We start from the raw sequence: 13,897 nt of genomic DNA, 5'->3' as shown, positions 1-13,897 counted from the left end.
CGCCCTTGGCCTGGGCATTCATGTCGCTGAAGCCGAAGCGCTCGGTGAATAGGGTGATGTCCCGTGCGCCCACCAGCTCGGCACCGCTGCGGATATCGATCAGGTGCGACTGATCCATCTCGGCCCGGGCATTGAGGTCCTCGATGGGAATCAGGCTGCCGGCGAAGCTATCCAGCATCGCACTCAACGCATAGACATCGCGGTTGCCACGGATATCGCCTCCTGCCGCGAAGTTGATGTCGCCAAAGGCCGTGGCACTCGCCCCCTCGGCCATTACGATGCGATTGGAGGGACTCAGGATCACCCGCACATCGCCCACACCTACGGTGGCGGCACCGTAGGTATCCATCAGCAGGACGGAGCTCAGGTCACCCGTTCCGCGTGCCGTCGCCACCAGCTCGCCGGCACTGTGCAGCACGGCGTTCTGGTGGATCAACACGCTGGCCGCCATGTCGTCGTCGCGAATGTGCGAGGTGATGCCGGCACCGGAGCCGAGGCCGGCTGCGGTGAGGTTGATCTGGTCGTGGAAGGTGATGGCGTTGAACGCCTCCAGGCGCAGGTCGCCCACCGTAGTGGTCAATTTAGCCCCAGCACCCACTTCCACCCGGGTATCGAGATCGAACAGCGCATCGGTGCTGGCACCGGCACCGGCCACGGCACCTCCGGCGACACCACGAATGGTGTCGTTGCCGTTCCCGGCCAGACGTTCACGAATCACTTCGCTCTCGGCAAACATGTCCAGGCTGTCGGCGGTGACATTGGCGTTGGCCGAAACACCAGCCAGGGTATCGGCGGTGATGCGGAAGCGCGCCTCTGCCCCGGTGCCGCCAAACACGCCACCCGCCGCAGCCAGTATCTGGCTCTCCATCTCGAAGGTCTGGTTGGCGCGAATCAGAAGCTTGCCGGCATCGGAGTCGGTAGACGCCAGCGGCGCCGTCACGGCGAGGGTCGAGGCTCCTACCGTGGCGTGGGTGGAAGCCGTCTGGCGCAGGTGGTTACCGGCACCGGCGCCGGCGACCACACCGCCGCTACCGGCCAAGGAGTAGAGCTCGGCCTGCTGGTGACCGCCGGCCTCGACGCTGACGCGCCCGGCCCCGATCAGATGGCCATCGCCGATCCTCGCCCGGCTCTGGGTGTTCTGGCGCACGTCCACCACGGCGGCGCCGGCTGCCACCAAACCGCCCACCACGCTGATGGCCCGGCCTTCCAGCGACGTACGCAGGTCGGTGACGACCCGCAGGTGGCCGGCCACCTCGATATTGTTGCCACTCTGCGGCTCGCCCGGCACGGCGCGGCTGGACTGCGTATCGCCGATCAAGGCGTCGGCACGGCTGTTGTCACGCAGGGTGATCACGGTGGCATTGAGACCCAGCAGCGCCCCACCGGCGGAACCGACGGCCGAGGCATACATCGACGGATCCCCATTCAGCAGCGTGCTACCCGCCTGAACGGTGAGATTGGCAGCGCGCAGGCTGATGTCACTATTGGCGCTACCAGGCGTACCCACTTGGGCCAGCACCCGGGTGCCCAGATTGCCCTCCACCACCGAGGCGCCGATACCGATGCCGGCGCTCACCGCCACCCCGAGGGACTCCACGCTGACCCGCGGGGTATGCAGTGCGCTGACGACCACATCGCCCAGGGCGCTGAGCGTGACACCGCTGCCCAGCCAAGCCTGGACGTCGTTGGAAAGACTCACGGTGGAGACGTTGGCGGTGCCGGCGCCGCCCAAGCCGGCTGCCACGGCGACAACGGTCAGACTGACCCTGTCGAGGCTGGTGGCCGATACCGTCACGTCATTCAACAGGGTATCGCCACCCAGTACCGCGCGCTCACCGAGCCACGCCTGAGTGGCACCACTGATTTCGACCACGCCCACGGAAATACCCGCAGCCACTTGGCCGATGCTGCCGCCGGCCGCCAACGCCTGATGCTGGCGATCGACACTGGCACTGAGCGTCAGGTTGCCGGGCGTGTTGATGACGACGGCCTGAGCCGGCGTGCCGGCATCTTCGATATAGGCCTGCTGGATACTGCGATCAAGGATGATAGTACTCTGGCCGCCTATGGCGATACCCAGGGCCGCAGCGCCCCCCACGGCATGCAGACTGCTGTTCAGCTGTGCGTGGCTGGTCACGCGAACGTCGCCATCGGCGGTGAGCGAGCTACCGTAGCCCACGGCAGCGCTCACCGCGCCGTTGAGCTCCAGCACGGCAATGGAGATGCCTACGCTGGCAATGCCCGAAATGGCGGCGCCACCCGTCACGATGCCGATGTCGAGCACTTCCCGTGCCTCGACCACGATATCGCCGCCGGCAACAAGCTCGGTGAAACGACCCACCTTGGCGGTAGTGTCGCCGATCACCTGGCCATTCTTCTCGACATCGAAGCTCACCTGGAAGGTCAGCTCATCGAGGGCCTGGTTGGTGGTCTTGCGGTTGGCCTGGTTCTGATTGCCGGCGTTGGCCGGCGCATCGAAGTCGCGCTCGAAGTCTGCCGGGTCGTACGGGTCCTCATCGTCGTCTTCGATGCCGGAGTCGCCTGAACTTGCGCTTTCCTGCATGGCATAGTCGCCGTTGGCGAAGCCGGCGAAGGAATCCGACACCAGCTTGCCAAGCTCCTCGACGTCGGCAACGGCATCCTCGCTGAGCCCCGCCCCCAGACTGATGACTGAGATGGCACCGTTGAGGCTGAGCGAACCGCTGGCGGTAAAGGCCAGCACCGCCGAGTTGATGTCGCGCTCGAGCAGGGCTTCCACGCGAATGTCGCCGGCGGCATGTACCAGGCTGTGGTCATCGATGGTGGCCAGGGTACGCTCGCGCAGCACCATGACCTCCACCGAGGCACCGGCCCCCACGCCCCCTGCACTGACGGCACCCACCCCCTGCAGATAGTCGCCGGCGTTTTCACGCACGTTCATCCTGGTCAACGTCTCGGCCAGCACCTCCACCGAGCCCCCGGTGGAGCGCAGCTCGCTGCGCTGGCCGCCGTAGCTGGCAACGCGAGTCTCGGTATGGGCATCGGCCATCATCACCGAGAAGGCACCGGACAGCGCGCCGCCGCCCACGGCACCGGCCACCACGCTGATGCCCATGTCCAGGGTCTGCCTGGCGGCAATGCGGATGTCGTTGCTTGCCGTCAGGGTCGCCCCTTGAATCGACGTCACCGCCCTGGGATTGAGCAGGCCCACGGCCAACGAAGCGCCGGCGCCGAAACCGCCGCTGCCGGCTAGGGCACCGACGATGTAGCGCCCATCGACATGGTTCTCGGCACGCACGTCGATGGTGCGACCCTCGATGCCGGCCTGGCGCACCGTGGCATGGGTTTCCATGGAGACGTTCACCGCACTGGCGGAGCCGGCCAGCGCCGCGCCCGGTGCGATATCCACCGCGATACCCATGACCACGGAGAGGAACACCACGTCGGCCTTGGCCTCGACCAAGAGCGCCTCATCGGCCTTCACCATGGCTTCTGGGGAGGTGTAACCCGAACCATCGATCCAGGCCTCGGTGCGATGGCCAAGCAGGGTCGTGTCGACACCCGCTGCCGCGGCCAGACCGGCACCGATGGCAGCCGCACCGCCACCGCTATCGGCGTCGGTATGATGCAGAGCGCGTACCACCACGTCGCCGGCGCTACGAACCCTGGCATTCTCGATATAGGCCTGAGTCGAGCCGTTGACTCCGTCCACCGTAACGTTGGCGGCCAGCGAACCGGCGCCTCCGGCGACCGTGGCCGCCACGGTCAGGAAGGTCATGTGGCTGGTGGCCAATACCACCACCCCCTTGCGACTCTCGGTTTTCCAACCATCGTCCCAACGCTGCGTCACGGCACGACCATCGCCGTTACCCCGCGCCAGCACGTCGGCATGGCCGCCAATCCAGGCGCGGCTGTCGCTGCCCATCAGATCGACCGACACCCCGCCGCCGATGGCCACGGCCCCGGCTGCCACGGTACCCAGCACGAGACGACTGGTATCGACCACGTCGGCATGCACCAGCAGAGTGCCGTCGGCACGCACCGCCCCCCCGTCCACCCGCGCTTCTGCCAGGTTGCGGATCACCGAACTGCCGGCGTTGGCTGCCCCGGCTCCGAAGGTGCCGTAGGTGACCCCGGCACTGGTGATCAGGTTGCTGGAGAGAGAGTCGGCGCGAATGACTACGTCGCCGCCACCATTCTGGCGGGTTTCCAGTTCGGCACCCTGGCTACCCGCCACGATACGGTTCTGAATGTCGTGGTAAACCACCGAGATACCGGCCGCTCCGCCCTTCACCGCCACGTTGAGCTGAACACTGGCGGAGGTCATGCGGCTGCTGTCCTCGGCCTCGACCAGGATGTGCTCGCCAGCTTCCACACGGGTAGCGCCGCCCAGCACCTCGGCGCGAATCTCCTTGCGGGTGAAGTTGAGGGTGGTGGTACCGCTCAGCGCGGCGAAGCCCGCCACCGCACCGCCGATGGTGTAGGCGTTGATGCGCGAATCGGAGGTGGCCTCGAGCAGCACGCTGCCACCGGCCGTGACGTTGGCGCCGTTCTGGATCAATGCGGCGATGCGGTTGCTGGCATCGTCAGCGGGATTGTCGGGGTTGCCGCCAACGTAGTTGTAGGCGAAATAGCCGGCGGCCGCGAAAGCGCCGGCGCCAGAAGCCGCCACGGTGAAGGCGTTCAGGCCCAGATCGTCGGAGGCGGCCACGCGCACGTCGCCCTCGGCATTCACTTCGGCGGCATCGATCACTGCCTCGACGTTGCTGCGCAGCCAGTTCAACGACAGCGCACCGGAGACGGCCACCTTGCCCGCACCCGCGCCGCTGAGCGCAAAACTCCAGATCTGGTCGCCCTGCTCCGGCGTGGCTGGCCGGTCGCCGGTCTCCTCTTCATCCGGGATCAGACTGCTGTCCACGGTCATCTGCGGCACGCCGTCGGTCACTCTGAGCAAGCGTGCCTGAACATCGACGTTACCGTCCGCCACCACCCGGGTCGCAGCCCCGTCGATACGGGCGCTGACGATGGAAGCCATGTCATTGGTGGCAGAAGCTCCCGCCAGGCCAACGGCACCGGCGCCGGCCGCGGCACCGGCAATGTTGATCATGATCGGCGCCACGGAGGCGCTGACGAATACGTGGCCCGTCTGCGCCGCGTCTCCGGCAGCATTAGCGGTCACCTGTGCACCGCCGCCTATCCGCGCCAGCAGGTCGTGCTGCATGAAGTTGATGCCGATGGAACCGGCCAGGGCCACCTTGCCCGCTCCGGCACCGCCGGCGGTGATGTTGAGCAGTTGGGCTTCGGCATGGGATTCGACCGTGACGTTGCCCGCCTCGGCAGTCACCTCGGCATTGTCGATCACCGCCGCCACTTGGCCGGCCTTATAGCCGAAGGTATTGCCGCTGCCCTCCAGGATCAGCATGTCCTGAGAGGCATTGACGTCGTCGTCGCTGGTGTTATCGATGGTTCGCGACGGATCCGAAGGATCGCCGCCGATGTAGTTGAAGGAGATGGCAGCGCCACCGGCCACCTTGCCGGCCCCGGCCACGCCGAAGGCGAAGCTGGCCAGCCCTTTCTTATCGTAGGCTTTCACCTCGACATCATTACGCGACACCACCACGGCATCGCCGCTCACCTCGGCACGAACCGAGCTGCGCATCCAGTTGAGGCTCACCGCTGCGGAACCGGCCGCGGCCCCTGCACCGGATCCGGCGATGCTCACACTCACGACACCGGAAGACCAATTGAGGTTGCCCATGTCACGCGCGGCAATGTCCGGCTCGTCCTCACCCTCGGCGAGCTCGGTACCTTCGGTTTCCGGATTGACCCCAGTCAGTGCTTCGAGGTCGAAGGCACCACGCTCGGTATCTTCGGCCAGCCCTGCCCATATCCTGACGTTATTGGCTTCCAGCCGGCCGCCCTCCACCAGCGCCAGGATGGCATTGTCGGTCTGTACCGTGGTACTGCTGACACCGCCCGCCACCTTGCCGGCGCCGGCGGCACCGATGGCCACCACCACCAGTTGGGCGCTGTCGGTGGCCTGGACCTGGATATCGCCACCGGCCGTCAGCTCAGAGTCCTTGACCTGAGCGACCGTCTGGCCGGACACCAGATTGACCGTCACCGCGCCCGCCAGCCCCACCTTGCCGGCCCCCGCGCCGCCAATGGCCACCGAAACCACCAGCGAGCTGGAGGTGGCACTGAGCCGCACCCCCTCATCGGTGGTGAGATGACTGTCGAGAATCGTGGCCCGGGTATCGTTGTCGATGATGTTGACCGACACGCTGCCGGCCAGCGCCGCCTTTCCGGCACCGGCAGCAGCGCCGCTGATGGCGATCAACTGGGTGCGGTCCTGTGCCAGCACCGAGATCGCCTGGGATGCCTCGATACGCTGGCTATCGATGCCCGCCCGCAACGAGTTGGCAATGATATTGGCCGACACGCTGCCCGAGCCGGCCACCTTCTTGCTGGCACCCACACCAATGGTGAGTGTGCGCATCAGGCCGGTATTGGCGGCCAGCACTGCCACGCCGGCTGCCTGCTCGATGACACCACCCTGAATCAGCGCACTGGTGGTGTTGGAAAGATAATTGACCGAGATGGCGGCGCCGAAACCGGCCGTCCCACCCACGCCCACCGCGCCGGAAAGCGACCAGATGCTGCTGCAATCCTCGGCGCTCACCCGCACGGCGAACGGTACGGCATCTTGCTCGCCTTCTGCCTCGGGCGCCGTCAGATAAGCATCCTTGAGCAGCGCCTGGGTGGTGTTCTCGATGCGATTGATCGCCACGGTACCGGCCAGGCCCACGCCCTGGGCGCTGGCGCCGATACCGGCGGAGCCCGCAATGCTGACGATCAGCGCCTCGCTTTCGGCATCCACCGACATACCGGTCACGGCCATGGCAGCGCCATCGCCACCCAGACCATCGACCCGCGCCTGCGCATCGTGGGAAATCTCGGCATAAGCGGCTGCCCCGCCCACGCCGGCCTTGCCGCCACCGGCCACCGCGCCGGCAACGAGAATGGTATTGGCCGCATCGCGGGCGATGACGCTCACATCGCCCAGGCTGCCGGCCTGGATATTGAGCAGACCGGCGTCCACGGTGCGCAGCGAGCGCAGCACGCTGGCCGAACCGGCAAAACCGAAGCCCTTCTGGCCCTTGGCCATGGCCAGCCCGGCCGAGGCAACGACCACCCAGCCATCGCGCAGCGCCTCGACCGCCACCCCTTGGCTATCGAATCGGGCGACATGGTCGATACGCGCCCGGGTAATGCCATCCTGAAAGGCCAGTGCCGCGGCACCAGCTACCGCCACCTGAGCTCCGCTGCCACCGAGGCTCAGCGAAGCCCCGCCCGCCAGTAGGCCCAGATGGGTGCTGTCATTGGCCGCCACGCGGGTCGAACCCGACACATCGAACAGCTCGAGCCCCTGCACCAGCGCCTGGGTGTCGTCGTTGCCGACGTGTACCACCACGGAACCGGAGACGCCGACACCGAAACCGCCCTTCTGATCACCGCCGCCAGTGCCGCCGCCGCTACCGCCGCCCTGGCCCAGTTTGCCCGTCAGCTCGGCCAACACATTGTCATAGTTGCTCTGGTTGTTGGGCCACTTGTTGGGGTCGTCCTCACCGCTACCGCCGCTGCCGGGATCGGCGCCGCCCGACGAGGTCACGCCGCTGGCGGACTTGCCGCCGGCTTTGGCGCCGGCCAGCGCCATGTCGACCACCACCCCGAAGGTATTGGCCTCGACCAGAGCGTCACCGCCCACGGTGATGCGACCTGCGAAGGCCAGATCCTCGGCCAGGCTGCCGAGCACCGCCGTGGTATCCCTCTCAATCACCGAGACCACCACCGACGCGCCGATGCCTACGCTCCCGCCCTGCGCCACACCGCCGGCAATGCCGAAGGCGTAGGTATCGTCGTTGGCACTGATACGCAGCGACGGACCTGCAGTTTCGCCTTCCACGCTGCCGTTGCCGATCTTCAGCTGTACGCCGTCCTGTACCTGGGCCAGGGTGGAATTGCTCACGATGTTGGCCACCGCCGTGGCATTGAACGCCACCTTATCGGCCTGGCCGCTGGAAACCCCCATCCCGAGCAGCAGGGTCTCGTTGGCGGCCCGCACATCGAGGCTGTCGGCCACCAATTCCACACCGCGCTCGATCATCGCCGTGGCGTTACCGCCCAGCAGATGCACACCCACAGCGGCGCCGATGGCGCTACCCTCCGACTTCACGCCGGCAAGGCCCGACTTGATGGTATCGATATCGTTCTTGAAGGCCTTCTTCCAGGCGTCGCCGTCGGCCTCGTTGGCCCCGGAGAACGAAGGCAGGCTGACGTTGCCGATCAGAGAAAAGAGGTGATTGTCGTTGCGCGCCACGACACTGACGCTCTGACCTGCCTGGGGCTCCACGGCACCGATGTCGGCCTCATCGCCCAGGTTGATACGCGCGCCTTCGCGAATCCGCGCATCACTATTCTGGTTAACCAAAAAGACATTGGCCGAGCCCGCCACAGCCAGCTTGCTGCCCTCGGCGGTAGCCATGGTCCAGCTGTCGAAGCTGCCGGGCAGGCCGAGACCACCGGCGGTGTAGCCGTTCAGGGTATCGACGAACTCGCCGATGCGAATATCGAGCGGCGTCCCCAAGTACTCCCAGCGCTCGTCGTCGGAGAAGTCCTCGCTGGCAAGATCGATGTTCTCGGCGTTCTCGCCAAGGAATCGATAGACGGCCCCAGCCTCGCCACCGGCCTGGTGACCGTCCGCCACCAGAACCTTGTCGCTCGGCGCAGTGGCCATGCTGCCTTCGCTGCTGGTGTGGTCGTAGGTGCCTTCGAGATCGTCGAAAGCCTTTCCGGCGGTATAGAGGTTCATGCCCCACAGGCTGCCGATATCCACCGTATTGAGGCTCGCGGCCTCGACGGAGATCGCCTTGCCGGCATTGAGGTCGACGTTGCCCTCGAGGGTGGCGCTGGCACTGTTGTCGAGCAGGCCGAAGCTCACCGCACCGGCCACTCCCACCTTGGCCGCCTCGCTGGCTTCGCTCTTGTCGTCCTGGGCCTGCTTCTTCTGTGCCTCGGCGGAGTCGTTGCCCTTCACCGCAGTCTCTTTCTTGCCGGCCAGGGCCTTGGCGAAAATGGTGTTACCCAGCACCTTGTCGGTGAAGCTCTTCTCCTCTTCCTTCTTGTTCGGGTCGACTCCTTCGGCGCTACCGCTGGCACTCACGGCGGGCCGATGCTGGCTCAGCGCCTGCACCGTAACGTCGCCCACGACATCGATGCGGCTGCGTTCGTTATCGCCCAGCGCATTGCCGGCCCGATCGACGCTGGTACCCAGGCGCGCCTCGGCAATGTTGATGTCGACGGAAACCGCCAGGGCAGCGGCTACGTCGAGGGAGTTCTTCTTCTCTCCCTCGGACTCACGGAAGTGCTTGCCGATGAAATTGGGCGCCTTCTCGCCGACCGTCGCCTTGATCTTGTCTGTGATCTTGTCGGTGATGGCGCTCTGGGTATTGCCGATCATCGCCGTGGGCGAAGCATCCTTGAACGACGACTCGATGCCGTCGCGCAGATCGCTCGGCCCGCCGGAAGGCTTGGCCGTGCCGGCACTGGCGGTGACGGCACCGTTGCTCTCACCCTGCTTGGTCGTCGCTTCCACCAGCAGGTCATTGCCGACCGTGACGCTGCCGGCCAGCTGCGCCTCGGTGCGACTGCTTTCCACGTTCACCGCTATGGCGATGCCCACTACGCCCTTGTCGGGGGCTGAAGCGGCTTTCGTGGCGTTGTTCTCCACCGTGGTGGCGGAAACGGTCAGATCATTGCCCGCCTTGATGATGGCATCGTTCCATACCATCACCCGCGACTCGCTCACCAGCACGCTCACCGCCACCGCGCCCGCCACACCGCCGAGCCCGCCCGGCGCGGCTTCCACGTTCTGGGTCGTGGCCACGCGGCTGCTGAGGTGAATGTCGTTGGATGCCGTCAGCTGCCCATGCACATGCACGTTGGAGCGGGTGATCAACGTACTCACCGATACGCCGAGTCCCCACGCCTTGGTGGGCGACACATCGGCGGTGATGTCGATCTCCGAGGCCACCACGATGTCACCGTCGGTGGCGGTGATCTTGGCATCTCCGCCGATATCGATGGTGGCGTTGGCAATCAGGGTGGAAATGCTGCCGAACAGCGATAGCCCCTGCAGGAAATTCAGGGTGGCATCGATGCCCTTGTCGATGAGCCCAACCCCGGTGCGCTGGTTGAACCAGTCGCGCTCGGGGTCGATCAGCAGGGCGTCGATACGCACGCTGCCACCGGTCAGGGTAGCATCGCCGATATTCAGAGAGAGATCGAACAGCCCCACGTCGACGAAGCTGTTGACCGGCGCCAGTACTGTGGATGGCAGTTGGGCACTGACGTGCAGATTGCCACCATGTGTGTTCAGCACACTGGCGCCATGGATGGTTACATGTCGTGCGATCAGCGTCAGATCGCTGCCGTCGGTGGTCAGATTCGAGCCGGTAATCGTCAATCGGCCGTCGGCGCGCAGCTCGATATGGTCGGTAAATGCTCGGGTGATGCCATCCAGCGTGCTGTCGCCCTTCCAGTAGCCGACCAGAGTCGCGCCCCCTTCTACGGTGACGCCATCCAGACCCGTCAAACTGTTGGCGGCGAGATCCACAGTTACGCTGTCATCGCTCTTGGCCTTGACGGTAGCGGTTGCCCCTTCTGCCACCCGGAACTGCGTCATGCCGGTGAAAGCGGTGGCCTCCAGCATCACACCGCTGCCGCCGGTCAATAGCAGCTCGGCCAGTTGGATGCTGGTGAGAGCAGTTTCGAGTTCACCCAGCGTCAGGGTGTCGTCTTCGAGGGTCATGTCGGCGTCGTGCTCGACCACCAGGGTATTGGTGCCAGCGCGCCCGTCTATCTCGTGCTCGCCCCCCACCACGATGAAGCGGTCGTCGCCACGGCTGCCGGTGAGGGTATTGTCGCCCCCCGGCCTGGCATCGATCACCACCCCCGTACCGGCCAGGGCCTGGCTCAGCCACTCGCCGCCCGTCATGCCCAAGCCCAGCGCATCGGTCAGAATCGCGGCGGTGTCGTTGGCAGCGATGGCGAAGCTGCCGGCGCCGCTTGTGTTATCCACCACGCGCAGACGGCCCTCGGCGGCGTCGAACTCCGCCGCCAGACCCTCCACGGTACCCAGCAGCAGCAGCAGGTCGCCCAGGGTGCGGGCATCGGAAACGTTGAGGCTGTGTGTCTGCCCGTTGGCCAGGGTGATGTCCAGTACGGCCGCGGTGGCTCCCATGTCCGCCAGGGCCTGCGGATCGAAGCGTCCGCCCAGTGCGGCAAGGAACGCCTCGATGTCCGTTTGCGACGCACCGCCACGCTGCATCAGCTCGATCAATGAGCTGTGCTCGCCCAGGCCATGCCAGCCGCCGGCATCCAGCGCATTGTCGCCGTCGTTGCCCACCAGGGTCAGCAGATCGACATTGACATAGTGCGAAACCGTGCCGTCGACCTGGAAGCTGTCGCCCCCTACCGTGACAATCTGCTGGCCGGAGGCCAGGGCCACGATGAGGTGGTCGCGACCCGCCCCACCGGTGATGTCGTTCTCGCCGCTGCCGGCATGAATGGTATTGTCGCCAGCCACGGTGACGAACTGCGTGAAACCCTCGCCGCCATAGAAGGTGTCGTTGCCGCTGCCACCCTGCAGCAGCACGCTGCCACTGAAACCGCGAGCATCGAGTACGGTATTGCCGAACTCCGCCTCGAGCACCGCATTGTGAATGTTGACCAGCGTATCGCTGCCGGCCTGGCGGGCGCGGGTCTGGGTCGACATTACCGAAGCCGCGCCGGCTCCCATCAGCGCCACGCCGAAGGCCTCACCATCCAGGTCCCTGGCAAAGGTGCCATCGTCGAGCAGCCGCATGAAGTCGCCGACGAAGCGCACCGTCCAGCGCACCTCGTCGTCCGTTATCTCACGGGCGACCTGCAGGTTGCCCGCACCGATACCCATTAGCTGCTCCAGGGCGTGCTGCACTTCCAAGGCCTCGGCATCGATGCTCAAGGCAATGGTCTGTTCATCGCCGAAATGAAACTCGACCTTGTCGCCGGCGGTGCGCTGCCACACCAGCTCATGCTGCTCGGCAAAATCGCCGCGCCGCAGCATGGCGTCCCCCCCCCTGTCGAACAGGCGCAACGAGTGAGACGTGGTGGCAATGGCCGTATTGTCACCGCCGCCGCCGTCCAGCAGGTTGTTGCCCCGATTGCCGAACAGCACGTCGTCACCGGCGCCGCCATAAAGCTCATCGTCGCCACTGCCACCGATCAGAATGGCGCCGCCGCTACCGGCATAAAGGATGTTGTTGCCCGCTACGCCCTCCAGACGCACCTGTCCCGTGAAGCTGCGGGCATCGAGCACGTTGCCGCTCTCGCCGCCTACCAGGTAGGCCAGTTGCACGTTCTCGAGCTGCCACAGCGACCAGCCGGAAACGGCCAACTGTGCATCGCTCAGCGTCATGTTCGCGTCGGCCTGGGCCTCGATCAGGTTCTCGTCACCGCCGCCCGCTTTCACCGTGCCGCCGCCCGCGCCGAGAATGAAGCGGTCGCTCTGCTGGCTGCCCAGCATGGTGGTATTCGATGCAGTGTCCCGCGCCTGAAAGGTCACCCCGCCGAGCGCATAGCCGGCGGCACTCAGGGTCTGACCATCGCCCGCAGCAGCCAGCACGATCTCCACCGGCTGATGAGTGAACGCCACGCTGCCCAGTTGGGTCGAGATCTGCGCCTGAGAGCCCTCGTTGAGCAGGATGATGTTCCCGGCTGATCGCTCCACCACGTAGGTCAGTTCAGCTTCTTCGGGGCTGACGTCGTCGCCCAGGCTGCCGCTCAGGGCGAAGGTGTCGTTGCCGCCGACGGAAACCAAAGTACTCTGGCCCGCGCCCGCCTTGAGCAGATCGTTACCGCCGCCGCCAACGATCAGGTTGTCGCCGTTGCGACCGTCCAGCGTCACGCCCTGGGTCGCTGACGCATCGCCGATCAGAATGTCGTCGCCGTTGGTGCCAATCACATGGCCAAACCCGCCCACCTGCTTGAAGCCGCTGGCGTCACCGGTGCCCAGGTCGACGGCCACCGAGGTGGCATAGTCGGAGTAGTCCAGGATCTGGCTGTGCCGGCCAACGAGAACGTCGACGCCCTCGAAGGCGATACCGCCCAAGGCCAGACTGCGCTCGTCGTAGAGCGCCCAGCTCATGCCGTCCACGGTGGCGGAGAGACGATGCACGAAGCCGTCGTCCTCGGGGGCGATATCGCCCGCCTCGAGATACCAGGCCACATCGATGTCGGTGATCCCGCTGAAGCTGAGCCAGTTGGCGCTCAGCGTCTCGTTGGCCAGATATTCGGCCCGGCCCTCGCCGGTACCGGTCACGGTCCACTCGGTGCCGGCTTCGAGACCCTGGATACGGTCATCGCCCTCGCCCCCCACGAAGTTGATGACCAGCCCCTGGCTGTTGGCCAGGTTCAGGGTATCGTCGCCGTCGCCGCCGTGGAAATTGATCAGCAGCCCGCTCAGATCGACATCCAACAGGTTGGCATCGAAGCTCAGCGAGTCGTCGTCTTCGCTGCCCTGAATCGTGATGCTCCCCGCATCGCGCGCCGCCGCCAGGTCGAAGCTGTGGAGCAACTGCTCCTGCTCCTCCAGGCGCTCCACCAGCTCCAGGCGCTGCTCGTCCTCGGACATGCGCAGCACCATGTCGCTGCCGGCGGCCACCGCTGCCGTCATCGGGTCGGCGGAGAGCAGCATGCGTGGCTCGAGCCCCTCGAAGATGAAACGCGAGGGCTCGGCCTGGGCACGCTTGGCACGACGCGACTTGCGCGCCAGCGAAGAGATCAGGTCCGACAGGGGCTTACGCAGGGGGCGATTCAT

At 65.9% G+C, this 13,897-nt stretch carries 1 protein-coding gene (running past one end of the window); it reads right to left on the bottom strand.

Going from position 1 to position 13,897, the window contains the following annotated elements; translation table 11 throughout:
• Nucleotides 1-13,897: the 5' portion of an LEPR-XLL domain-containing protein gene (locus F0A17_RS02985; protein WP_149326833.1), read on the bottom strand. It extends 12,218 nt beyond the left edge of the window; the window shows 13,897 of its 26,115 coding nt (coding positions 1-13,897); the start codon lies at nt 13,895-13,897; its stop codon lies off the left edge, out of view.

Source organism: Billgrantia pellis, from assembly GCF_008297955.1.
Classification (GTDB): domain Bacteria; phylum Pseudomonadota; class Gammaproteobacteria; order Pseudomonadales; family Halomonadaceae; genus Halomonas; species Halomonas pellis.
Note: the sequence above shows the minus strand (reverse complement) of the source record. Positions and strands in the feature narration are given on the sequence as shown.